This window comes from Siccibacter turicensis LMG 23730, assembly GCF_000463155.2.
Classification (GTDB): Bacteria; Pseudomonadota; Gammaproteobacteria; order Enterobacterales; family Enterobacteriaceae; genus Siccibacter; species Siccibacter turicensis.
This window is the reverse complement of the sequence record NZ_AWFZ01000048.1, coordinates 152,185-176,641: the sequence shown is the minus strand read 5'-3', so window position 1 is coordinate 176,641 and position 24,457 is coordinate 152,185. Positions and strand designations below refer to the sequence as shown.

General features: G+C 60.5%; 21 protein-coding genes and 2 tRNA genes. 6 read left to right on the top strand and 17 right to left on the bottom strand.

The window, feature by feature from the left end:
• The 11 genes from DW58_RS15575 to DW58_RS15525 all read right to left on the bottom strand — a co-directional run bounded on the left by DW58_RS15575 (window position 1) and on the right by DW58_RS15525 (window position 9,571).
• Window positions 1-73, bottom strand: a tRNA-Arg gene (locus tag DW58_RS15575).
• A 4-nt stretch (window positions 74-77) separates the two neighbouring features.
• Window positions 78-170: transfer RNA gene (locus DW58_RS15570), tRNA-Ser, on the bottom strand.
• Window positions 171-530: 360 nt separating this feature from the next.
• A complete protein-coding gene (gene csrA / locus DW58_RS15565) occupies window positions 531-716 on the bottom strand; it encodes a carbon storage regulator CsrA (RefSeq protein ID WP_000906486.1) in 186 nt (61 codons plus the stop codon).
• A gap of 241 nt (window positions 717-957) precedes the next feature.
• Complete coding sequence (alaS, locus tag DW58_RS15560) at window positions 958-3,585, bottom strand: alanine--tRNA ligase (protein ID WP_024547612.1); 2,628 nt, start codon at window positions 3,583-3,585, stop codon at window positions 958-960.
• A 140-nt stretch (window positions 3,586-3,725) separates the two neighbouring features.
• Window positions 3,726-4,220, bottom strand: coding sequence for a regulatory protein RecX (locus tag DW58_RS15555; protein WP_029593081.1), 495 nt, complete (start codon window positions 4,218-4,220; stop codon window positions 3,726-3,728).
• Window positions 4,221-4,281: 61 nt separating this feature from the next.
• Window positions 4,282-5,349, bottom strand: a complete 1,068-nt coding sequence (recA, locus tag DW58_RS15550; protein WP_024547610.1) for a recombinase RecA — start codon at window positions 5,347-5,349, stop codon at window positions 4,282-4,284.
• 89 nt (window positions 5,350-5,438) lie between these two features.
• A complete protein-coding gene (gene pncC / locus DW58_RS15545) occupies window positions 5,439-5,936 on the bottom strand; it encodes a nicotinamide-nucleotide amidase (RefSeq protein WP_024547609.1) in 498 nt (165 codons plus the stop codon).
• Window positions 5,937-6,041: 105 nt separating this feature from the next.
• Window positions 6,042-7,124 carry a lytic murein transglycosylase B gene (mltB, locus tag DW58_RS15540; protein WP_024547608.1) on the bottom strand — a complete coding sequence of 361 codons (1,083 nt, stop codon included), beginning with the start codon at window positions 7,122-7,124 and terminating at the stop codon, window positions 6,042-6,044.
• Window positions 7,125-7,263: 139 nt separating this feature from the next.
• Window positions 7,264-7,986: an amino acid ABC transporter ATP-binding protein gene (locus DW58_RS15535; protein ID WP_024547607.1), complete on the bottom strand. Its 723-nt coding sequence runs from the start codon at window positions 7,984-7,986 to the stop codon at window positions 7,264-7,266.
• Complete coding sequence (locus DW58_RS15530; RefSeq protein ID WP_024547606.1) at window positions 7,973-8,737, bottom strand: amino acid ABC transporter permease; 765 nt, start codon at window positions 8,735-8,737, stop codon at window positions 7,973-7,975. The genes DW58_RS15535 and DW58_RS15530 overlap by 14 nt, the downstream gene beginning before the upstream one ends.
• A 66-nt stretch (window positions 8,738-8,803) precedes the next feature.
• Window positions 8,804-9,571, bottom strand: a complete 768-nt coding sequence (locus tag DW58_RS15525; RefSeq protein ID WP_024547605.1) for a basic amino acid ABC transporter substrate-binding protein — start codon at window positions 9,569-9,571, stop codon at window positions 8,804-8,806.
• Window positions 9,572-9,750: 179 nt separating this feature from the next.
• Between DW58_RS15525 and DW58_RS15520 the strand changes: the two genes are divergently transcribed.
• Entirely contained in the window at window positions 9,751-9,963 is a 213-nt protein-coding gene (locus tag DW58_RS15520) for a KTSC domain-containing protein (RefSeq protein WP_024547604.1), read from the top strand.
• Between the two features lie 27 nt (window positions 9,964-9,990).
• On the opposite strand, the gene tcp is transcribed toward DW58_RS15520, so the two are convergent.
• The gene (gene tcp, locus DW58_RS15515; protein WP_024547603.1) at window positions 9,991-11,655 is read right to left on the bottom strand and encodes a methyl-accepting chemotaxis citrate transducer; all 1,665 of its coding nucleotides are present in this window, start codon (window positions 11,653-11,655) and stop codon (window positions 9,991-9,993) included.
• Window positions 11,656-11,979: 324 nt separating this feature from the next.
• On the opposite strand from tcp, the gene DW58_RS15510 reads away from it, so the two are divergent.
• Together DW58_RS15510 and DW58_RS15505 are read left to right on the top strand one after the other, a co-directional pair.
• On the top strand, window positions 11,980-12,600 hold the full coding sequence (locus DW58_RS15510) for a response regulator transcription factor (RefSeq protein WP_024547602.1): 621 nt from the start codon (window positions 11,980-11,982) through the stop codon (window positions 12,598-12,600).
• Between the two features lie 53 nt (window positions 12,601-12,653).
• Window positions 12,654-13,064 (top strand): hypothetical protein, encoded by a 411-nt coding sequence (locus tag DW58_RS15505; RefSeq protein ID WP_024547601.1) that lies wholly within the window; start codon window positions 12,654-12,656, stop codon window positions 13,062-13,064.
• Between the two features lie 5 nt (window positions 13,065-13,069).
• Here DW58_RS15505 and DW58_RS15500 read toward each other — a convergent pair whose 3' ends face one another.
• From DW58_RS15500 to DW58_RS15485, 5 genes are read right to left on the bottom strand one after another with little or no spacing between them, the layout of a single operon-like run.
• Complete coding sequence (locus DW58_RS15500) at window positions 13,070-18,646, bottom strand: ATP-binding sensor histidine kinase (RefSeq protein WP_029593080.1); 5,577 nt, start codon at window positions 18,644-18,646, stop codon at window positions 13,070-13,072.
• Window positions 18,643-19,038: a response regulator gene (locus DW58_RS15495; RefSeq protein WP_024547870.1), complete on the bottom strand. Its 396-nt coding sequence runs from the start codon at window positions 19,036-19,038 to the stop codon at window positions 18,643-18,645. Before DW58_RS15495 ends, DW58_RS15500 begins: the two co-directional genes overlap by 4 nt.
• Before the next feature lie 15 nt (window positions 19,039-19,053).
• A complete protein-coding gene (locus tag DW58_RS15490; protein WP_024547871.1) occupies window positions 19,054-19,314 on the bottom strand; it encodes a XapX domain-containing protein in 261 nt (86 codons plus the stop codon).
• Between the two features lie 57 nt (window positions 19,315-19,371).
• Window positions 19,372-19,548, bottom strand: coding sequence for a DUF1427 family protein (locus DW58_RS20305; RefSeq protein WP_071789224.1), 177 nt, complete (start codon window positions 19,546-19,548; stop codon window positions 19,372-19,374).
• Window positions 19,549-19,605: 57 nt separating this feature from the next.
• Window positions 19,606-20,292, bottom strand: a complete 687-nt coding sequence (locus tag DW58_RS15485) for a hydrolase (protein WP_024547872.1) — start codon at window positions 20,290-20,292, stop codon at window positions 19,606-19,608.
• A gap of 239 nt (window positions 20,293-20,531) precedes the next feature.
• On the opposite strand from DW58_RS15485, the gene DW58_RS15480 reads away from it, so the two are divergent.
• The 3 genes from DW58_RS15480 to DW58_RS15470 are packed head-to-tail and all read left to right on the top strand — an operon-like array spanning window position 20,532 to window position 24,434.
• Window positions 20,532-22,403, top strand: coding sequence for an amidohydrolase (locus tag DW58_RS15480; protein WP_024547873.1), 1,872 nt, complete (start codon window positions 20,532-20,534; stop codon window positions 22,401-22,403).
• Between the two features lie 4 nt (window positions 22,404-22,407).
• A complete protein-coding gene (locus DW58_RS15475; protein WP_024547874.1) occupies window positions 22,408-22,815 on the top strand; it encodes a DoxX family protein in 408 nt (135 codons plus the stop codon).
• The gene (locus tag DW58_RS15470) at window positions 22,812-24,434 is read left to right on the top strand and encodes an MFS transporter (protein WP_024547875.1); all 1,623 of its coding nucleotides are present in this window, start codon (window positions 22,812-22,814) and stop codon (window positions 24,432-24,434) included. The genes DW58_RS15475 and DW58_RS15470 overlap by 4 nt, the downstream gene beginning before the upstream one ends.
• The last annotated feature ends 23 nt before the right edge of the window (window positions 24,435-24,457 follow it).

Sequence of the window (24,457 nt, the reverse complement as noted above, 5' to 3'; positions counted from 1 at the left end):
GCATCCGGGAGGATTCGAACCTCCGACCGCTCGGTTCGTAGCCGAGTACTCTATCCAGCTGAGCTACGGATGCAAAATGGCGGTGAGGCGGGGATTCGAACCCCGGATGCAGCTTTTGACCGCATACTCCCTTAGCAGGGGAGCGCCTTCAGCCTCTCGGCCACCTCACCACACACGCCTCTTACGAGTTGCGCTTCAATGTGTTTCCACTCATCGGCGCTGCGTGGCGCACATATTACTTTCTGGGACTTATAAGTCAAACAATTTTTCCGGGGACGGTATCGTTTGAACACTTCACGCTCAATTAGCCTGATTTGCCAACAAAAAGGGTGTTTTATCAACAGAAAAAGCGCGTGCGCTTACCCTTCTCATTACACCCTGAGATGCAATGAATCCGCCACGTAAATACGCGTTACCTCACAAAAGAGGCGTTTCAACAGAAATGGAGAAGAAAAGATGAAAACGGCGGGGAGGGAAAAGCGTAACGCGAGCAGAACCGCCTCGCTGCATAGAAGCGAGGCGCCATATTCTTAGTAGCTGGACTGTTGTGACTTCTCAGCCTGGATACGCTGGTAGATCTCTTCACGGTGTACAGACACTTCTTTCGGGGCGTTCACACCAATACGTACCTGGTTACCTTTTACCCCAAGAACTGTCACGGTCACCTCATCCCCAATCATGAGGGTCTCACCAACTCGACGAGTCAGAATCAGCATTCTTTGCTCCTTGAAAGATTAAAAGAGTCGGGTCTCTTGTATCCCGGCATTATCCATCATATAACGCCAAAAAGTAAGCGATGACCGACACCCAGAGTGTCAGCAGTCACGGCATTACATTCTGTTATGACTAAGCTTAGCCGATATAGATAACTTCAACCTGACTTTGTGTTAATTGAGAGTGTTCTTTAACGCGCTACACCGACCATGTCGCTATAGCGCGTTAGACACCCCATTTTTATTACAGTTTCGCTGCAACCCAGCTTTCGATACTTGCCAGCGCTGCAGGCAGCGCCTGAGCGTCTGTACCGCCCGCCTGAGCCATATCCGGACGACCGCCGCCCTTGCCGCCGACCTGCTGGGCAACCATGCCAATCAGCTCGCCTGCTTTCACGCGGTCAGTGACGTCTTTCGACACCCCAGCAATCAGAGAAACCTTACCATCAGCCACAGTCGCCAGCACCACAATGGTGGAACCTAACTGATTTTTCAGGTCATCAACCATGGTACGCAGCATTTTCGGCTCAACGTTGGTCAGCTCGCTGACCAGCAGCTTCACGCCTTTGATATCGACGGCGCTGTTAGCAAGCCCTGCGCTCTCCTGCGCCGCCTGCTGCTCTTTCAGCTGCTGCAGCTCTTTTTCCAGCTGACGCGAGCGATCCAGCACCGAGCGGACTTTATCGCTCAGGTTCTGGCTGTCGCCTTTCAGCAGCTGGGCGATATCCTGCAGCTGGTCATTCTGCGCATGCAGCATGGCCAGCGCGCCTTCTCCCGTTACCGCTTCGATACGACGAACGCCCGCCGCGGTGCCGGACTCAGCCACAATGCGGAACAGGCCGATGTCGCCGGTACGGCGCGCGTGGGTGCCGCCGCACAGCTCGGTGGAGAAGTCGCCCATGCTCAGTACGCGAACGCGGTCGTCATACTTCTCGCCAAACAGCGCCATGGCCCCTTTCGCTTTCGCGTCTTCGAGTTCCATGATGTTGGTTTCAACAGGCAGGTTACGGCGGATCTGCGCGTTAACCAGATCTTCCACGGCGCGAATTTCGCTTGGCTTCATTGCTTCGAAATGGGAGAAGTCGAAACGCAGGCCTTTATCGTTCACCAGGGAGCCTTTCTGCGCCACGTGCGTGCCAAGGATCTGGCGCAGCGCCGCGTGCATCAGGTGCGTTGCGGAGTGGTTCAGACGGATGCGTTCGCGACGGGCTTCATCAACCTGTGCGTTCACGCCGCTGCCAACTTTCAGCACGCCGCTGGTCAGCTTACCGACATGGCCGATAGCCTGGCCATATTTCTGGGTGTCGCTCACCTCGAAGCTGAAGCCGGTACCGCCGATGATGCCTTTATCGCCGACCTGGCCGCCGGATTCAGCGTAGAACGGCGTGCTGTCGAGGATCACTACCGCATCCTGACCGGCGACGATCTGATCGACCGCTTTACCGTCGACAAACAGCCCAGTGACGTGGCCGGTCAGTTCCAGTTGGTCATAGCCTTTAAATTCTGACGCGCTGTCCACGCGGATCATCGCGTTGTAGTCTGCGCCAAAACCGCTGGATTCACGCGCACGACGGCGCTGCTCTTCCATGGCGACTTCGAAGCCGGCTTCATCAACCTTCAGGTTGCGCTCGCGGCACACGTCAGCGGTGAGATCCACCGGGAAGCCGTAGGTGTCATAGAGGCGGAATGCGGTTTCGCCGTCCAGGGTATCGCCCTGCAGCTTCGCCAGCTCTTCGTCAAGCAGCGCCAGGCCGCGCTCCAGGGTGCGGGCAAACTGTTCTTCTTCGGTTTTCAGCACCTGCTCGACCTGCGCCTGCTGGCGTTTCAGATCGTCGCCTGCCGAGCCCATAACGTCGATAAGCGGCCCAACCAGCTTGTAGAAGAAGGTCTCTTTGGCGCCCAGCATATTTCCGTGGCGGATGGCGCGACGAATAATACGACGCAGCACGTAGCCGCGGTTCTCGTTGGACGGAATCACGCCGTCAGCAATCAGGAACGCGCAGGAGCGAATGTGGTCGGCAATAACGCGCAGCGACTTGTTCGCCAGATCGGTTGCGCCGGTCTCTTTCGCGACCGCGGCAATGAGCTTCGCAAACAGATCGATTTCATAGTTGGAGTTCACGTGTTGCAGCACGGCGGCAATACGCTCCAGGCCCATGCCGGTGTCCACGGACGGCTTCGGCAGCGGTTCCATGGTGCCGTCAGCCTGACGGTTAAACTGCATGAACACGATGTTCCAGATTTCGATATAGCGGTCACCGTCCTCTTCCGGGCTGCCCGGCGGGCCTCCCCAGATGTGGTCGCCATGATCGAAGAAGATTTCGGTGCACGGGCCGCACGGGCCGGTATCGCCCATCTGCCAGAAGTTGTCGGACGCGTAGGCCGCACCCTTGTTGTCGCCGATGCGAATAATGCGCTCGCGCGGCACGCCCACTTCTTTTTCCCAGATGTCGAACGCTTCGTCGTCAGTCTCGTAGACGGTTACCCACAGACGATCTTTCGGCAGGTTAAACCACTGCTCACCGGTCAGCAGTTCCCAGGCGTAGTTGATGGCGTCATGTTTAAAGTAATCACCGAAGCTGAAGTTACCCAGCATTTCAAAGAAGGTGTGGTGACGGGCGGTGTAACCGACGTTTTCCAGGTCGTTGTGCTTACCACCGGCGCGCACGCAGCGCTGTGCCGTGGTCGCACGGGAATAATTACGTTTGTCCAGGCCAAGGAAAACATCCTTGAACTGGTTCATCCCGGCGTTGGTGAACAGAAGGGTCGGGTCGTTATTCGGCACAAGGGAGCTGCTGGCAACAACCTGATGCCCCTTACTGTGGAAAAAATCGAGAAACGCCTGACGGATCTCAGCGGTGCTCTTGCTCATAATTATCCTGAAATCAAGCTAACGAGTGTCGTAAGGCGGGACGAGCAGAGATGTGAAGCCCCCTCTCCTGCCCGGCTTATCGGGAAAAAAGTGGGAATAAGATAAGTTTTCTTTACAGGGAAGTAAAACCCCGAGTGCAGTCAATCGGCAAAATTTCGGTAGATCTCCTGGATATCTTCCATCAGAAAACCACGATAAAGCAAAAAGCGCTGCACTTTCGCCTTTTCGGCAAACAGCGTCGGCAGCGGTTCACCATATTTTTTCGTCGCCTGATCCCATGCCGCCTGGGTCCAGTCAACCTCGCACTCCGCCATTGCCGCGTCGCACAGCTCGCGGGAAATGCCCTTCTGCTGTAGCTCCTGCCGAATGCGGCGCGAGCCGTAACCTTTGCGCGCCCGGCTGGCGATAAACTGGCGCGCAAAGCGCGCGTCATCGAGCCAGTGCTGCTCAAGACAGCTGGCGATCACCTTCTCGATATCCTCCGGTGCAGGCGGCTCATCTTTTTGCCCGGGATAGACGGTGGAGAGTTTCTTGCGCAGCTCCTGCTCGCTGTGATCGCGCATCGCCAGCACGCGCGTCGCGCGATCGAACAGGCGGGCATACGGGGAGCGGCGTGGAGAAGAGGAATCAGACATAGCGAGTAGACCAGAAAGGATGGACACAAAAGAACAAGGGCTGCCGGAGCAGCCCTTAGGATTAGAAGTCTTCTTTCGTTTCTTCGACGTCTTTGTCGTGGTCATCGACAACGAAGTCCGGGGTCGCGTCCTGAGCGCCGTTGAGCAGCATCTCACGCACTTTCTTCTCGATTTCCGTCGCGATAGCGGCGTTCTCTTTCAGGAAGTTAGTGGCGTTCGCTTTACCCTGACCAATCTTGTCACCCTGATAGCTGTACCAGGCACCGGCTTTTTCAATCAGCTTGTGCTTCACGCCCAGGTCAACCAGCTCGCCGTAGAAGTTGATGCCTTCACCGTAGAGGATCTGGAATTCAGCCTGCTTAAACGGCGCAGCGATTTTGTTCTTCACCACTTTAACGCGGGTTTCGCTACCGACCACTTCATCGCCCTCTTTTACCGCGCCGATACGGCGGATATCGAGACGAACAGAGGCGTAGAACTTCAGTGCGTTACCACCGGTGGTGGTTTCCGGGTTACCGAACATCACACCGATTTTCATACGGATCTGGTTGATGAAGATCAGCAGCGTGTTGGACTGCTTCAGGTTACCGGCCAGCTTACGCATCGCCTGGCTCATCATACGTGCCGCGAGGCCCATATGGGAGTCACCGATTTCACCTTCGATTTCCGCTTTCGGCGTCAGCGCCGCCACGGAGTCGACGACGATAACGTCTACTGCACCGGAACGCGCCAGCGCGTCACAGATTTCCAGCGCCTGCTCACCGGTATCCGGCTGCGAGCAGAGCAGGTTGTCGATATCCACACCCAGCTTGCGAGCGTAGACCGGGTCCAGCGCGTGCTCGGCGTCGATAAACGCACAGGTTTTACCGCTACGCTGTGCAGAGGCAATCGCCTGCAGGGTCAGCGTGGTTTTACCGGAAGACTCCGGCCCATAGATCTCAACGATACGGCCCATCGGCAGACCGCCCGCGCCCAGCGCGATGTCGAGAGAGAGAGAACCGGTAGAGATAGTCTCAACATCCATGGAGCGGTCTTCACCCAGACGCATGATGGAGCCTTTACCAAATTGTTTTTCAATCTGGCCAAGTGCTGCCGCTAACGCCTTCTGTTTGTTTTCGTCGATAGCCATTTTTACTCCTGTCATGCAGGGTGAGCCTGATTGCGCCACGCTGCCTCATCTGTTTTGTTGGTGCAATTATACTGTATAGTCATACAGTATCAAGTCTTTTGTAGAAAATGTTGCCACAGGGTGGTGAGGGCAAAAGCCGTGGCCTGACGCCGCACCGCTTCCCGGTTTCCGGCGAACACCTTATGCCGTGTAACCACCGTCTCCCCCGGCCCGGCAAAGCCGAACCACACGGTACCGACGGGCTTTTCCGCGCTGCCGCCGTCCGGCCCGGCGATACCGCTGACGGAGATGGCGTAGGTCGCGCCGGCAGCATACTGCGCACCGCGCGCCATCTGGGCCACCACCGGTTCGCTCACCGCACCGTGCGCGTCAAGGGTTGCACCATCCACCCCGATAAGCTGCTGCTTCGCGTCGTTGCTGTAGGTGACAAAGCCGCGCTCAAACCAGGCCGAGCTGCCGGCGATGTCGGTGATGACTTTCGCCACCCAGCCGCCGGTGCAGGACTCCGCGGTGGTGACCGTTGCGCCCTGCTCGCCGAGTACCGCGCCGACGCGCTGGCTTAACTGCATGAGTTCACTGTCCGTCATAATGGGTTCCGATTGTAGAGAGAAAGCGCCCCACGCGGAAACGCTTTCTAAGCTTTTCAGGGAATTACAGCATTTTTTTCGGCGCGTATTCCAGAACTCACCGGCTTAACGCACCGAGGCCAGCGCCACGGCCTGACCCAGCTGCCACACGGCCATCGCATAGTGGGTGCTGTGGTTGTAGCGCGTGATGGTGTAGAAGTTCGGCAGTCCGTACCAGTACTCGTAGCCGGTCCCGACGTCCAGACGCAGCAGGCTCACCTGGGAATAGTTACCCAGCGGCTGCTGCGGGGTCAGCCCGGCTGCCGCCAGTTCACCCGGCGTGTATTTGGTATTAAAGCCGGTTTTGAGCGCCGGAGCCTGGCCGGTTGCCGGAATAGCGACCGGCTCGCCCGTGGTCCAGCCGTGCGCTTTGAAGTAGTTGGCCACGCTGCCGATGGCATCTTCCGGGTCCCACAGGTTAATGTGCCCGTCGCCGTTGAAGTCCACCGCGTACTCTTTATAGGAGGACGGCATGAACTGCCCGTAGCCCATCGCGCCGGCAAAGGATCCTTTCAGGTTGAGCGGGTCGTCCTGCTCGTCGCGCGCCATCAGCAGGAAGGTTTCCAGCTCGCCTGAAAAGTACTCGGCGCGGCGCGGGTAATTAAAGGAGAGCGTGGCAAGGGCATCCAGGATACGGGTTTTGCCCATTACCCGGCCCCAGCGGGTTTCCACGCCGATGATCCCGACGATGATCTCCGCCGGCACGCCGTAGACGCGCTGCGCGCGCTCCAGCGCCTCGCGGTGCTGATTCATAAACACCACGCCGTTCTGCACGTTGTCCGGGGTGATGAACTGCGCACGGTAACGCAGCCAGGCACCGTTAGGCCCGACAGGCCCCGGCGTGGTGGGGGCCTGGCGATCCATCAGGCGCAGCACGTAGTCCAGACGCTTGGCCTGGGAGAGGATCTCGTGCAGCTGCTGGCGGTCAAAGCCGTGCTTGCTGACCATTTTATCGATGAATTGCTCTGCCGCCGGGTTGTTGGCGAAATCCCCGGAGGTGAACAGAACGTTATGTTGCGGTTGCAGCAGGAAGCCGCCGGACGGGGTTCCGGTGGTGGTGGCGGTCTGCTGTTGTTTCTCCGGTTTGCTGCTGCACGCGGCGAGCAGAACACAGAGCGGTAACAGGGCGGCATAGCGGCGCTTAAGCATGAGATATCCATATGGCATGAGTGACGAATCCGCTCATGGTAGACCATCTCAGGGAAAGCGTGAATGGCGATCCCACGAGACGGCGGGATTGGCGAAAAAAAAGCGAGCGGTTGCCGGGCAGCGCCGGCAACCCACCCGATTACAGCACCTTGCTGAGGAAGGCCGCGGTACGCGGATTCGCGGGGGCGGTGAAGATCTGCTCCGGGTCGCCCTGCTCCTGAATGACGCCGTTATCAATGAAGATAACCCGGTCAGCCACTTCGCGGGCAAAGCCCATCTCATGGGTGACAATCACCATCGTCATCCCTTCTGCGGCGAGGTTTTTCATCACGCCCAGCACTTCACCCACCAGCTCAGGATCGAGCGCCGAGGTCGGCTCGTCAAACAGCATGATGGACGGGCTCATCGCCAGCGCGCGCGCGATAGCCACCCGCTGCTGCTGCCCGCCGGAGAGGCTTGACGGCCAGGCGTCGCGCTTTTCGCTCAGCCCGACTTTGGCAAGCAGGCTCAGCGCCAGGGTTTCCGCCTCGCTGCGCGTCATGCCCCGCAGGTTCATCGGCGCCATCATCAGGTTGTCCAGCACCGTCATGTGCGGGAACAGATTGAAGCGCTGAAAGACCATGCCGACGCTTTCGCGCATCTTGTTCAAATCGGTTTTACGATCGTGGATCGCAAAGCCGTTTACCTCGACCTCGCCTTCCGACACGCTCTCCAGCGCGTTCATGCAGCGCAGAAACGTGCTTTTCCCGGAGCCGGACGGCCCGATCACGCACACCACTTCCCGCGGCTTCACGTCACAGCTGATGCCGCGCAGGACGTGGCTGTCGCCGAAATACTTATGGAGGTTATTAATGTGAATCACTTTTGCCAAACCTCTTTTCCAGACGGTTAACCAGCTGCGCCAGCACAAAGGTAATGACCCAGTAGACCAGGGAGATGGTCAGGTAGGGTTCCCAGTAGGTGGCGTAGGCGCCGGAGACGGTACGCGCAGCGTAGGCGAGATCGGCCAGGCCAATGGCCGAGGCCAGCGACGAGTCCTTCACGATAGCAATGGCGTTGTTGCCAAGCGGCGGCAGGATGCGGCGAAACGCCTGCGGCAGGATCACCTTACGCATGGTTTTCCACCACGGCATACCGAGCGCCCGGGAGGCTTCCATCTGGCCTTTATCGATGGACTGGATCCCGGCGCGGAAGATTTCCGATACGTAAGCCCCGGCGTTCAGCGTAATGGCCACGATGCACGACAGGAACGCGCCATAGTTGGAGCGCAGTTCGCGGGCCAGCTCGCTGCTCATAATGCCGTGGGTGACCAGCAGCCCGTCGCGCGGGTTGATAAACAGCGGCACCAGCGCAAAATGCACCACCATGATCTGTACGAACAGCGGCGTACCGCGGATGGCGCTGACGTAAAAGCGCACCGGGAACTGCACCAGATAACGCAGCACGTACTTCCACGGCCCGTGCTCGGCGCGCGCCATTCGGCCCAGCCCAAGCGTCAGCCCCCACAGCGTGCCGAGGATCACGCAGATAATGGTGCATTTGATGGTCATCCAGGCGCCTTCCATAAACAGCGGGCCGTACTCCTGAATGATCTCCCAACGAAATCCTGTCATGTCGTCTCTCTAAAAAAAGCGGCTACCGCAGAATCCCGCGGTAGCCGCTATCTGTCATGCGTAAAATTACTGGGCAGGCAGCGTCGGAACGCTCTCGTCAAACCAGGTCTTATAGATAGTGGCGTAGGTGCCGTCAGCAACGATCTTCTTCAGGCCGCTGTTGATTTTTTCCAGCAGTGCATCGTTGCCTTTCGCGACCGCAATACCGAAGTACTGACGCTCAAATTTGGCATCCGGCACCAGTTTGAACTGCTTCTCCGGGTGCTGCTTGATGTAGTACTTCACCACGCCAACGTCGCCCACGGCGGCGCTCACGCCATCTTCAAACAGCTCCTGCAGCATCAGCGGGGTATTGTCGAAGCGCTTAATGGCGGTGCTGTTTTTACCCAGTACGTCAGACACCACGATGTCGCCGGTACTGGAGTTCACCACGCCGACTTTTTCAGACTTCAGCCCGGCCAGTGAGGTCACGGTTGAGTCAGCGGGCACCACGATAGACTGTTCGGCCGGGAAGTACGGCGCGGAGAAATCCACCATCTGCTTACGCTTATCGGTAATGGTGATGCCGGAGATAATAATGTCGCGGTCGCCGGAGCCCAGGGTTGCGAAGATACCTTCCCACGGCGTATTGATAAGCTTGATGTTGAAGTTTTCCGCTTTCGCGATGGCTTTGATAATGTCGATATCAAACCCTTCAAGCTGTTTCTGGCTGTTTTCAAACTCGAACGGACGGTAGGTGCCGCCGGATCCAACCACGTAGGTTTCCTGAGCGGCGAAAGCGCTGCCCGCCAGGGCTATCATCAATCCACATGCCTGCAGTAACTGCTTAACCATGGTTACAACCCTTATTTTTATGCAAATATTATGCATAAAAATACATATAGTGCGTCCGGTGCGCAACAAAAAAATATCATATTTCCTGGCGATGGCGGCCGGGCCGCATCTTTCAGCTATAAAGTTTCGGGTGGGTGAACCGATATGAGTGATTCACATCACAATAAGACGCGAATGATATGAAAAGACATGAAATCCGGTCCCGCACATTCAAGAGCGCAGGCTACGATCCGACCTGTTCCGTCATGGAAATAGAGCACGCCACAGGGCGCGTGGAGCAGTTCCTGGGCGTGCCGGCGAAAACTTATCAGACCTTTATGATGAGTAATGAGAAAGAGGCGTACTTCACGGCCAGCATTAAGAACAGCTTCTTTAAAGTGACCGTGGGCTGACGCCGCTTTCCCTTTCAGACGGGAAACTCAGAAGGTTTCCCAGTGTTCCCCTGTGGTTTTGCCTGCCAGCGCGGGCACCAGCGTCTGGGGTTTTGCACTCGGCGGCGGCGTGTGACGTACCGGTGCTTCACGGTTGCCCGCTAAGCGGAACACCGCCACGGCCTGACGCAGCTGATCGGCCTGATCTTCAAGCGCAGCTGCCGCAGCGGCCGACTCTTCAACCAGCGCGGCGTTCTGCTGGGTCACGCTGTCCATCTGCGATACCGCCTGGCTCACCTGCTCAATCCCTTTACTCTGCTCATCGGACGCAGACGCAATCTCGCCCATGATATCGGTGACGCGGGTTACCGCCGTTACGATCTCTTTCATGGTGTCGCCCGCCTGATGAACCAGACTGGAGCCCATGCCCACCCGGGACACCGAGTTTTCAATCAGCGATTTAATCTCTTTTGCCGCCTGGGCACTGCGGCTTGCCAGGGTACGCACTTCCCCGGCCACCACGGCAAAGCCGCGCCCCTGCTCGCCCGCACGCGCCGCTTCCACTGCGGCGTTCAGCGCCAGGATATTGGTCTGGAAGGCGATGCTGTCGATCACGCTGGTGATGTGGGCAATCTGCTGGGAGCTGTCGGAGATCTCTTTCATGGTGGTGACCACCTGATCCACCACGCGTCCGCCTTTGTCTGCGGTTTCCGAGGCGTTCTTCGCCAGCTGCGCCGCCTGACGGGCGTTGTCGGTGTTCTGTTTCACCGTCGCGGTCAGCTCTTCCATACTGGCGGCGGTCTCCTCCAGCGAGGCGGCCTGCTGCTCGGTACGCGACGACAGATCGTTGCTCCCGGCAGAGATCTCGCCCGCGCCGGTATAGATAGACTCCGAGCTGTCGCGCACTGAGCTCACGGTATTGATGAGCGAGGCCTGCATGGTTTTAAGGGTTGAGGCCAGCTGGCCCATTTCGTTGCGCCCTTCGCCGTCAATGGTGTGCGTCAGGTTGCCGTCGGCAATGGCGCGGATATGCGTCATGGCGCGGTGCAGCGGCGTCAGCAGCAGGTGCTGTAATCCCACCCAAATCAGCACCAGGATAGCGATTACCACCAGGGCAATCGACCCGAGGGTCCACTGCATGCTGGTGAAGCTGCTCTGGTTGTCGTCGGCGGCGACCTGCAGCAGACGGTTGTTCTCCGCGCGCCAGGTGCTGTAGGCGCTTTCCAGCTCGTCCTGAGCGGCCTGCGCATCCAGATTGCCATAGGCTTCATAGTTGTTGGCGCGCAGGAAACCTACCGAAGCCTGCAGGACATCGTGGTAGGCGGTGAGCTTTGTCTGAATCTGCTGGGCCAGCGCCTCGTCCTGTCCGGCCAGACGCGGTGAGTTTTTGTAAGCGTTGAACTGGCTCTGCGCCTTATCAAGGGATTCGCTCGCCACGCCCAGCAGCTTGTCTATCGCCGCCAGCGACGCGGGATCGCGTTGATTTTTCAGGAAGCGAATCGCCACACGGGTGACGGTGACGCGGGTTTTCACCAGCGTCTGGATGCTGTCGCCCAGCTGCTCCTGCTGGTAATTAAGCTGCCCGGAGTTCTGGAAGTTATCGCGATCCTGGCTGACCGACGAGTAAAAAAGCCCGCCGGTGACGATTTGTAACAAACTGAATATGCACAGGATTATGGCAATCCCGGTGATGACTTTTAGATTTTTTAACATGCGCTGCGTTCCCTGATACCACCCTGAATGTTGTCATTTATTTATCGGATTGTTATGAGCATTCTTTATCCGACGCCGGCAGGTATTTGAGCAACGCGATGATTTCCGGATGAAAATATATTTTAAGCCGCGCTAACGCTGCGCTGAAGCCGGCATTAATCAAATCATCACTACGGTGAATACCACCATGAAAAATGGTGATTTATCGTGATGGTAATTTATTTCGCATCCCATTATTCTCCCATAACAGGTCCGTATTCTGCCTCGCGTTGGCGGGATACCGTTGATTCGATTGCTTTTTTATAAGCATCGCAGGGCAAAAATATGGAACACATTATCTATGTGGTGGATGACGATGACGCCGTTCGTCGCGCCATCGTCAGTTTGCTCCGCGCCGACGGCCACGAGGTGGCTGATTTCAACTGCGCGCAGGCGTTTCTCGCTCACCCGTTTTGCGACGTGCCCGGCTGTCTGATTCTGGACATGAACATGCCGGTGGCCGACGGATTCGACGTGATGGACGGCTTGCGCCGGCTGGGCCGCGCGCTGCCGGTGATCTTCCTGACCGGCTACGGCACCATTCCCCTCACCGTCAAAGCCATGAAAACCGGCGCGCTGGAGTTCCTCACCAAACCGGTTAACCCGTTACAGCTGCTGCAAACCGTGGCCGACGGGCTGCGCCAGGCGCGCGACAACTTTATGCATCTGCGCGAGCACCAGGATCTGGCGCAGCGCTACCAGTCGCTGACCCCGCGCGAACGGGAAGTGCTGGAGCTGGCCATTGGCGGGCTGCTGAATAAGCAGATCGCCACGGCGCTCGGCGTCAGCGAAATTACGGCGAAGGTGCACAAGCGGCGGGTCATGGAAAAGATGCAGGCGCGATCCCTTGCGGATCTGGTCCGCAGCGCGGCGCGTCTGAATATCGAGAAATCACAGAGTCGTTAAGGTATTCCCCGGCACCGCCGCGGCCTCCCCCTCTTTTATCAGGAGAACATGCAATGACAACTGACCCGCAAGCCGATCCGCGTACCCAGCTCAAATCACTCTCGTCCGTGCTGCGCAAGCTGCATAAAGCGCTGGTGGATTTAGAAACCGAACGCTTTGGCAACCCCGGCAACGCCTTTGAGCACCTGCAGCTGCTCACCACCCACCCGCAGTTCGCATGGCTACGCCAGATTTCAGAGATGATGGTGGAGATTGATGAGCGTCTCGATGACAAAGAGGAGCCGGTTAACGCCGCCACGGTTGAAAACTACCGTAAGGCCATTGAGAGCCAACTGGCGTTAGGCCCGGAAAACAGCAGCGAGTTTCACCAGAAGTACCTTAACGCCCTCCAGGAATCGACGCAGGTGGCTATGGCGCACGGCGAACTGCGCCATCGCCTGTCGCAGCTCGCCCCGTCCGCATAACGCCGCTACGTTTCGGTCTCCCCCTGCCTGGTCAGTACCGGGAGGGTGAACCAGAACCGGCTCCCGTGTCGCTCAGCGGGCTCGGCCTGGAGCGTCCCACGGTGGCGCTCAATGATAGCGTGGCTGATGGTCAGCCCCATGCCCATCCCCTGCTGTTTGGTGGTGAAAAACGAGTCGAACACCCGGTCGCGCAGCTCAGGCGGAATGCCGTTTCCGGTGTCCACCACGTCAAAACGCAGCTCGCCGGGGGTGGGATTTGAGGTGCCGATGCGCAAAATGCGCGGCCGGGCTTCCACTTCCGACATCGCATCCATGGCGTTAACCACCAGATTGAGCAGCACCTGCTGGATCTGGACGCTGTCCCCCTGCACCACCGCCTGTTGCGCGTTCAGCTGGTACTCCAGCGCGATATAGCGCCGCTCCATCTCATTGCGCGACAGCGCCATAATGTGCCGCACCAGCTGGTGCAGATCGACCGGCTCCAGCGTCGGCGTCTGGTTGCGGGTTAACGCCTGCAAGCCGCGGATGATCTCCCCGGCGCGCTGCCCTTCGCTGACGATCTCTACCAGCCCCATGCTGGCATTATCGATACGCGCCGGGTCGCGCTGAAGCCAGCGCAGGCTGGCGGCGGCGTTTGCAACAATCGACATCAGCGGCTGGTTAATCTCGTGGGCGATAGAGGCGGTAAGCTGCCCCACCGTGGTGGCACGCGACACGCGGGCCAGCTCCGCCTGCGCCACCCGCACGGCATCTTCGGACTCGCGCCGCGAAGTGGTATCGGTGACGGTGCCGAAATAGTCGCTGGTCTGCGCCCCCATGTCGACCGGCTCGCCGACGGCCAGGATGTAGCGCGTCACCCCGTCGGTACGCACAATGCGGTGCTCCACCCGCACCAGTTTTCCGGCGCGCAGCTCGCTCTCAACGATCGCCTTCACCCGCTCTTTATCATCCGGGTGAATAAACGCGATAAATTCGGGATAGCTGATGGCGGTCCGGGTTTCCGGCAGGCCGAGGATGCGCGCATACTCGGCGGAGATGTAGATCAGGTTTTGCTGCTGCTCCCAGCGCCAGCTGCCGGTGTGGCTGATCTGCTCGCCGAGGGTCAGCGAGGTCTGGCTGGCACGCAGATCTTTCTCTACGCGTCGGCGCTGAATATTCTCCTCCAGCAGTTCGGCGTACAGGCGCGCGGTCTCGAGCGATATCGCGGCCTGGGCGCTCAGCAGGGCGATCACCCGCGACTGCCCGGCGGTAAACACATCCGGCATCAGCCGGTTTTCAACGTACAGCACCCCCACCAGCCGTGACTGCTTAAACATCGGGACGCACATCACCGCAGCACCCGATGCCACCAGATACGGGTCATGGCTGAACGGGCTAAACTCACCGGGCTTGCCGGTGCGGATCTCCTGACCGGTACGGATCACCGTCGACAGCACCGATAACGGCAGATCCGTCTCACCCGGCACGGCTTTCACAATCTGTACCCGCACCCCGTCGGGATGGCTGTGGGCCTGGGCTTCAATTTCGGGCTGGTTCCGGGCGTTGATGCGGATCAGCAGCCCACGCTGGGCGCCAGCCCGCTCCAGCAGCATCGTCATCAAGACCTGGATCAACTGCTCGACGTTCATCTCTTCCGACAGGGCGCGCGCGGCTTTGATAACGCTTTGCAGATCGCGGATCTCATCGTTCGAGGTAAAACTCCCGGCGGCGTAGGGTGAAACCGTACTGCTTACCGCCCACATCGGGAACTCCCGCTCCAGCTGATGGACTTTGGCCTGCGCGCCCCATCGGCTCCATGCCGCTATCGCGGCCTTAATATGCCCGGCGGCGCTGGTGGAATAGCCGCAGGCATGGGCGAAGCGCCCGGCAAGCTCATGCGACAGACCGTTGCAGTGGTCCATACCGGCATCTCGCGAGTACTTCGCGGCCATTTCATACCACTCAAGGGCAGCGGCGCGATCGTCATCCAGCCGCGACAGTTCAGCACGCAGCAGCGCCGCTTTGTCGCTGAAGTTATGCGGATTGACGCGCGCCCACTGCTCGACGCGCTGAAGGTGAAGCATAAACTGCGCGCGGTGCGCCGCGCTTACCGTGGCGGGGGTGAGCGGCCCGGCCAGGCAGAGCGCACTGAAGTAGTGAAAATCCGCAAAGTTGTTCTGCCCCGACGCGGACCAGGCCTGCGCATCGGTCTGTTCAAAACAGTGAGAGGCCGCCTCATACTCCTGGGCGCAATAGTGGGCGATGCCTTTATAGAGCCAGTAGCCGAACAGCATCAGCGGCATCATGGTCTCGCCGTCTTCATGGACGGTCTGCACCAGCGTCTCGGGCAGGAAAGTTTTGCCGGTAAAGGCGCTGGCCGCCGGATCACGCCAGTGCTCCACGTAGAGACGCAGGATGGTGAGCATGGTTCTGACATCCGGAAAATGCGCACGTTCGACAAACGCCAGGCAGCGGTCAAGGGTGGTCAGAATGCTGTCGAGATGGTCGCCGCGGGTCAGGAAGTTCATCACCTGCTGGCAGGCAGCGAAGCAGGCCGAGGTCAAATCACCGTGGGTGATGCCGGCAATAAACGACGCCCGCGCGCACTCGACGCTGAAACTGAGCGGCTGCGTCCAGACGCTGAGTTGGTTGAGCGGCAGCAGCGTGCGCGCCTCGGCGCTCTCGAAACCATAGTGCTGCACCAGATCGCGCCCGACGATGCCAAACTGAAAGCTCAGGGGGTAGACGTGGTAACGCTCGCCTGCCGCCACCCCCAGCCAGCCCAGTGCGGTGGTGGAGGCGCTGCAGATGCCGTGATCCAGCGTGAGCTGCACCATCCGGCACAGCAGCAGAAAGTGCAGCCGCGGTGCAGCGTAGTTAGCCGGCAGCTGCGCGCTGAGCATCAGGTCCATGACCGTCTCAATGTCGCGGTTGGAGAGTAACGGCAGCGCGTTAAACACCGCCGCCGGATCGTCACCCGTGCGGGCGCGAATGCGCTGCCAGGCCTCGTCACACATGGCATCCGAGGGATCGCGCGTGAAGGTGATATCAAACCGCCGCAGCCCCTCCAGGGCGACATCCAGCGCGCGGTTAGGGTCCGAGTGACGCAGGTAAATTTCCGCCAGCAGTCGCGATGCCATGGCGGTCTCTTCGGCGCTGCCGGGCTGCTCCATCAGCGCCTGACACAGGGTGGCGGCGTCGGTAAGCGAGCCCTCCATAAATTTACACCGGGCTTCCTCCAGCCGCAGGGTAAACGCCAGCTCGTCATCCCGCGCCGGCAGGTGCGACAGCAGCGTGGTGGCGGTTTGCAGGTACCCGAACGCCGACGGGTAATCCCCGGAGCGCCGGGCGCGTTGCATCGCCTCCAGGCAGAGCGCCAGAAACTCACGGCTGCGGGGATGGGCCACCACGCCGTCGAGCGCCGCGGCAAGGTGATACAGGGTGCGAAACAGGGTGTCGTCGTCGTCACGGGTGGCGCAGCGGTCTGCCAGCAGCAGGGCGGTATCCCGATGAAGCTGCTGTTTCTCCCCGGCGCTCAGCAAGGCAAACGCCGCTTCCTGAATACGGTCGTGGGTGAACGCCCATCCGGTTGCGGACAGCGTAATCATCTGCGCGGCAAGCGCGGGCTGAAGCTGTCGGGTCAGCGCATCCGCCGGCACGCCCAGCAGCTGGCTCAGCTGCGCCGCATCGCCGCTGGCACCGAAACAGGCCAGGCTACCCAGCAGGGTTTGCGTCTGCGGCGGCAGCTTTGCCAGCTGTTGCAGGATCAGGCTCGCCACGTTTTCGGTGTAGTGAAGCTCGCGAATACGCCCGGCGTCGTAGTGCCACTTGCCGGGGGAGCGACCAGGCACTAACAGGTTGTCTTCAATCAGTTGCTTAAGGAACTGGCGGGTAAACAGCGGGTTGCCGGCGGTCTTCTCGTGTACCAGCTTCGCCAGCTCAAGGGTCGCCGCCCGGCGGGCAAGCAGCCGCTCTGACAGCCAGCGCGTCAGGGTTTTAACGCTGAATGCCGCAGGCCGGATCTCAACCACCTTGTCGGCGCTGGCGCGCAGCAGGGCCAGCCAGGATTCCACGCCCGCCACGTCATCCCGGAGGGACACCACCATCAGCAACGGCAGCGAGGCGCTGTGGCGCAGCAGATAGTCGAGCAGCTGCTGGCTGGCCGGGTCGAGCCAGTGGACGTCATCGACCAGCAGCAGCAGCGGGCACCCCTGGGTGGCAAACGCCGACACCAGGCAGTGCACCATATGGTTGAAGCGCGGCCCGGCATCGGGGCCGGACATATCCGGGTAGCGCGGTTTCTGACGCAGCAGCAGGCTAAGCTCAGGGACGAAATTAACCGCCTGCCCGGCATAGCTGCCAAGCTCGCCCTCAAGACGGGATTTCCAGTAGGCGAGGTTCTGCGGCGGCATCCCGAGAATATGCAGCGTCAGGGCGCGGAAGGCAGTGGCGAGCGCGGCAAAGGGGAGCACCAGATGAAACTGCTCTACCTTCCCCACCGCCATCAGCGCGGGCCGGTGCTGCAGCTCATGCAGGGCCGAGGCGATCAGCGCGCTCTTACCGATGCCCGACGGGCCGCTGATAACCGCCAGCGTGGCGCGGCCCGTACGTCGCACCGATTCAAAGGCCGCCACCAGCTCCGCCGCCTGCGGGTGGTTGGTCATCAGGCTGTCGGCCAGGCATATCGCCGGGGAGCGATCCTGCAGGCCCAACGTAAAGGGCGGGATATCGCCCTGGGTCTGTAAAGTGGCATGGCAGCGTTTGAGATCGGCCACGAGACCATCGATAGTCTGGTAGCGCTGCTCGGGGGACTTGGCCAGCAGCCGCTGAATAATCGCCGCCACCCTCTCCGGCGTATCGTTGCGCAGCGTCGCCAGCGGGCGCGGTTCCGAGGCGATGTGGTGGTGCGTCCACCCCTGCTCGCTGCCATCCACCGCGTCAAACGGCAGGCTGCCGCTCAACAGCTCATAAAGCACCACCCCCAGACTGTAGAGATCGCTGCGGCTGTCGGGGGTGAAGCGGGTACGGGTGCTGTGTTCCGGTGCCATATAGGCGGGCGTGCCGCTGGCACCCGGCACCACCGCTAAGGTGGTACGCGTCCCGGTGGTATGGCCAAACCCCGCCAGGCGGCACTGCCCGTCGGCGTCGAAGAAAAAATGCCCCGGCATAATATCGCCGTGAATCAGCCCCTGACGATGCATCTGCACAAGCGGTGCGCACAGGCGCAGCGCCAGCGTCAGGAAGGCGCTGATGGTCGCCGGCGGGGCGAGGCGTTGGTTAAGCGGCGTGAGGGAGAGGGTGTCGTACATCAGCACATAGCGCCCGCGATGGCTGGCGCGGGCGATGGGAACGAGCGCCCAGTCACCAAGATAGTGACGCAGGGTGTACTCATTTTTCAGCAGTTGGGTAGCGCGGGCCTCAAGCGTTTCGCAGGCGGCCACGGCAATCAGATACTGCTGCTCACTGTCGGGATAACGGCAATACAGCCAGTTGATGCAGCCATCGCTGGCCACCGGGGTCATGAGCGCGGCATCATCAAGCTCAATGCCGGGCGTTTCGGTGCCCACCTTCGGAAGTTTGACCGTGATGCCGTAGTTATTCATGCCGTACCCTCACCCGCCGCCAGGATGCGTTCGATATGTCTGAGCAGCATATCCACATCGATGGGTTTGCGCAAAAAAGCAACGGCTCCGCGTTCAAGCGCCTGTTGCTGCACGGTTTCATCGCCATGCCCGGAGATGAAGATGACCGGTGGAGGGGCAGGCAAGCCGATCAGGGTGTCGAACAGTTCAAACCCGCTCGCGCCTTTCAGCTTCACGTCCACTATGGCCAGCACCACGCTCGCAAGCCTGACGCTATCGCGAAGAAACGCTTCTGCCGAATCAAAGGTGTCCGTCTCATAGCCTACGGACTGCAACAGGTTACTCAACCCGCTGCGAACAGCGCGTTCATCATCGACGATGGCGATAATGGCAATGCGTGGCGACTGCCCCATACTTTTCCTCCAGACCTATTTCACCTTTGCGTTGTTATCGGCATCGGGCGGCGGTGTTCCGCTAATTTTCGGTACGCACTCATGTCGAAACCACGTCAGGGTGACGGGCTGGCCTGCCCGCAGACGGCGGATCAGCGGGATCAGCTGTTCGCCAACCAGCATGCCCAACAGGCCACACAACGCAATCACCGGCGGCGCGGGAGAGTGTACCTGCATCAGCGCATATATCGCGCCGACCAGCACGCCGCTCAACAGTGAAACGACATAGGGTTTCATCACATTACCTCGTGGGTGTCCAGAGAATATATTTCGCTGCGGCGAACGCCGGGCGATTTAGTGCAGGAACGCGATAGCGCGCGTAAGCAGGCCGATGGTCAGCTGTTCGCCAATCAGGATGCCCAGCAGCCCCGTCAGGGCAATAGCGGGCGGTGCGGGGGAACGCACGTTCAGCAGCGCATAGACCATACCGATCAGCACGCCGGCGGCGGCGGAGATCAAAAAGGCGCTCATAGCCTTTCCTCTGTAGGGTGCAACGTGCCGACCGGATGGCCCGGTCGGCAGGCAGGGTTAGCGGGCCGGGACCGGCGCCAGGGTGCGATGCTCGCCTTTGCTGCGGGCCGGCGCTTTATGCACCATGGTGTACGCGTAATCCACGCCCATACCGTAGGCACCGGAGTGCTCTTTCACGATGTTCATCACCGCGTCGTAGGTGTCACGGTGCGCCCAGTCGCGCTGCCACTCCAGCATCACCTGCTGCCAGGTTACCGGGATCACGCCCACCTGGATCATGCGCTGCATGGCGAAGTCATGCGCCTCTTTCGAGGTGCCGCCGGAGGCATCCGCCACCATGTAGATCTCGTAGTCGCCTTCGGCGATAGCGCACAGGGAGAAGCTGTTATTGCACACTTCGGTCCACAGACCGGCAACCACAACCTTTTTCTTGCCGGTCGCTTTCAGGGCGTCACGCACTTTCTGGTCGTCCCAGGAGTTCATCGAGGTGCGCTCCAGAATGTCGTGGGTCGGGAACACGTCGAGCAGTTCCGGGTAGGTATTGCCGGAGAAGCTCTCGGTTTCTACGGTAGTGATGATGGTCGGGATGTTGAAAACCTTCGCCGCTTTAGCCAGCGCGACGGTGTTGTTTTTTAACACCTGGCGATCGATAGACTGCACGCCGAATGCCATTTGCGGCTGATGGTCGATAAAGATGATTTGGCAGTTATCGGGCGTCAGCAGGTCAAGTTTAGAGTCAGTCATGATGGTATCCAATGAGGTAAAAGAACAACATCGCCAGCACAGTCTGGCGAGACGAAAAAGGGGCCATAACCCCGGTCTGCAGGCATGGTAGGCCGCCCTGAAATTCGAAACTATTATCTCTATGTATAACTAGACGCCCTTTTCCCCCGCTGACCATAATCCCCCCATCTTCTGTGCCCCGCCCTGTGCGCGGCCCCTGTCTTGTCCGTGCGTTGGACTTCACCGTTCTGGAGTGCCCTATGGTTTCGCTCAATAAAGCCGACTTAATTCTCATCAATGGCGCGTTTCATACGCTCGACCGGGAAAACCCCGTCGCCGAGGCCGCCGCGATCCGCGATGGCAAATTCCTTGAGGTCGGCAGCGTCGCCGAGGTGATGCAGCATCACGACGAGGGGACACAGGTCGTCGATCTGCAAGGCCACACCGCGATCCCCGGCCTGAACGACTCCCACCTGCACCTGATCCGCGGCGGGCTGAACTACAACCTGGAGCTGCGCTGGGAAGGCGTCCCGTCGCTGGCCGACGCGCTGCGCATGCTCAAGGACCAGGCGCTGCGCACCCCGTCCCCGCAGTGGGTGCGCGTGGTGGGAGGCTGGAGCGAGTTCCAGTTTGCCGAACGCCGCATGCCGAGCCTGGATGAGATCAACGAGGCCGCGCCGGATACCCCGGTGTTCATCCTGCACCTTTACGATCGCGCCCTGCTCAACCGCGCCGCGCTGCGTGCCGTGGGCTACACCAAAGACACGCCGAATCCGCCGGGGGGCGAAATCCAGCGCGACAGCAACGGCAATCCGACCGGAATGCTGATCGCCCGTCCTAACGCCATGATCCTTTACTCCACGCTGGCGAAAGGCCCGACGCTGCCGCTCGAACAGCAGGTGAACTCCACCCGCCAGTTTATGCGCGAGCTCAACCGCCTTGGGCTGACCAGCGCCATCGACGCCGGCGGCGGCTTCCAGAACTACCCGGAAGATTACCAGGTAATCAGCGAGCTGCACGCCAACAAACAGCTCACCATCCGCATCGCCTATAACCTGTTCACCCAGCGTCCCGGTCACGAGCTGGAGGATTTTGAGAAGTGGACCGATATGCTGACGCCGGGCCAGGGCAGCGACTTTTTCCGCCACAACGGCGCGGGCGAGATGCTGGTGTTCTCCGCCGCCGACTTTGAAGATTTCCTCGAACCGCGCCCCGACCTCGCGCCGGGGATGGAAGACGAGCTGGAGCGTGTGGTGCGTCATCTGGTGGAGCACCGCTGGCCGTTCCGCCTGCACGCCACCTACAACGAATCCATCAGCCGTATGCTCGACGTATTCGAGAAGGTGAACCGCGAGATCCCGTTCAACGGCCTGCACTGGTTCTTCGACCATGCGGAAACCATTACCGAGGCCAACATTGAGCGCGTGAAAGCGCTGGGCGGCGGGATTGCGGTGCAGCACCGTATGGCTTTCCAGGGCGAATACTTCGCCGACCGCTACGGCATTGAGGCCACGCGCCACACCCCGCCGGTGGCAAAAATGCTGGAGGCCGGTGTGCCGGTGGGACTGGGCACCGACGCCACCCGCGTCGCCAGCTACAACCCATGGACCGCGCTCTACTGGCTGGTGTCAGGCCGCACCGTGGGCGGTATGCAGATGTATGACGTCAACGCCCGCCTGGACCGCGACACCGCTCTGCAGCTCTGGACCCACGGCAGCGCCTGGTTCTCCAGCGAGCAGGGCAAAAAAGGCCAGATCAAAGTTGGCCAGCTCGCCGACATGGCGATCCTCTCCAAAGACTACTTCCGCGTGCCGGAAGAGGAGATCAAAGGCATTGAATCGGTGCTGACGATCGTCAATGGCGACATCGTCTACGCCGCGGGTACCTTCGGACCGCTGGCACCGCCGTCAATCCCGGTGCTGCCGGACTGGTCGCCGGTGGTCACGGTACCGGGCCACTACCGCAGCGCACCGCCGCAGGCCGCGCGTGTGGGTATGGCGCAGGTTCACCACTGCAGCGGCCCGTGCGGCGTCCACCAGCACGCCCACGATACCGCGCGTCACGCCGGGGTTCCGGTGTCGAACGATAACGCCTTCTGGGGCGCGCTCGGCTGCAGCTGCTTTGCGTTCTGATGCCATGAAGACTTCACTCCTGCACCCCGTTACGCCCCGTATTGATGCGGGGCTGTTATTCCTGCGCCTGACCGGTGCGCTGATGCTGTTTTACGTGCATGGTCTGCCCAAAGTGCTGCACTACCGCGCCGAGCTGACGCGCATCGAGGATCCGTTCGGCTTCGGTCCGCACGTCAGCCTGCTGGGGGCGATTCTGGCAGAGGTGATCTGTCCGGTGCTGATAGCCCTCGGGCTGTTTACCCGCCTCGCCTGCCTGCCGATCGTCGTGGTGCTGCTGGTGGCGATGCTGGCGGTCCATCCCGGCTGGAGCATCGCCGAAGGGCAGTTCGGCTGGCTGCTGCTCATTATCTTCACCACCATTGCGCTGTGCGGCCCCGGCCGCTGGCGCATCGGTAGCGGAGGCCGCCCATGACCCATATTGACGAGCGCCTCAGCCGCGAGTCGGAGGCGACTGCCGCCCAGGCTCACGTGGCCTCGACCTGGAGCCCGCTGCGCGCCCCGGTGTTTCGCATGCTGTGGATCGCCACGGTGGTCTCTAACATCGGCTCATGGATGAGCGATGTTGGCACCAGCTGGATGATGCTGTCGCTCAGCCCCAACCCGCTGTGGGTGGCGCTGGTGCAGGCCGCCAGCAGCCTGCCGATGTTTCTGTTCGCCCTGCCCTCGGGGGTCATGGCGGACATCATCGACCGCCGCCGCTACCTGCTGTTCTCCCAGCTGTGGATGTTTATCGTGGCGATAGGGCTCAGCGCGCTGGCGTTAACCGGTCAGGTCACGCCGCTGGTGCTGCTTATCTCCACCTTCCTGCTCAGCACCGGGGCGGCCATGAGCTCCCCGCCGTTCCAGGCCATCGTCCCGGATCTGGTCAGCAAGAAAGAGCTGGCTCCGGCGATTGCGCTTAACTCGCTCGGCATCAACATCAGCCGCGCCATTGGCCCGGCGCTGGGCGGCCTGATCCTGTCGTTCGCCGGCCCCTGGGTGGTGTTCCTGCTTAACGCCCTCTCGGTGCTGGGGGTGGGTATCGTGCTGTGGCGCTGGAAAAGCGAGCCCAGCGTGCAGAAGCTGCCGCCGGAGCACTTCTTCTCCGCCGTACGTGCCGGGCTGCGCTATGTGCATGCCGCCCCGGTGCTGCGCAACGTGCTGGTGCGCACCGTCGCGTTCTTCCTGTTCGCCAGCGCCGGTTGGGCGCTGCTGCCGCTGGTGGCGCGCCGTGAACTGGGATTAGGGCCGGGTCAGTACGGCATTATGCTAGCCTCTATAGGTCTGGGTGCCATTTGCGGAGCGATACTGCTTCCGCGCCTGCGGGCGAGATTCAACCCGGATCGCCTGATGGTGCTGGCGAGCCTGCTGTTTGCCCTCACCATGCTGGCGTTGGCGTTTGTGCGCCACTTCTGGCTGCTGACCGGGCTGGAGTTCTTTACCGGCATGGCGTGGATTGCGGTGCTCTCGACGCTCAACGTCGGGGCGCAGCGCAGCGCCGCACGCTGGGTGAAAGCCCGCGCGCTGGCGGTCTACCTGACGGTGTTTTTCGGTTCGATGACGCTCGGCAGCGCCATCTGGGGACAGCTGGCGGCGCAGTTCTCTATTCCGCTCTCGCTGTGCCTGGCCGCCGCCGGGATGGTTATCGCCAGCGCGACGGTGCGACGCTGGCGGCTGGATAAGGACCCGGATCTGAATCTCGACAGCCACGTTGAACAGGGGGTGAGCGAGCTGACCCTTAACAGCCAGCGCGGCCCGGTGATGATAAGCGTTGAGTACCAGATCGATCCCGACCAGGCACCGGCGTTTATCCGTGCGCTTCAGGAAATGCGCCGGGTGCGGCGACGCGGCGGGGCCATGAGCTGGGCGGTGTATGAGGATATCCAGCAGCCGGGCACGTTTGTCGAGACCTTCGTGGTCGGTTCCTGGATGGAGCACCTGCGCCAGCACGAGCGCCACACCGAGAACGACTTTCAGATTCAACGCCGCGTCAGAGCGTTTCAGCGGGGTGAAACACCGCCGACGGTGCGCCACCTGGTCGCGCCTGAGTAATTAACCTGCCAGATGTGTAAAGA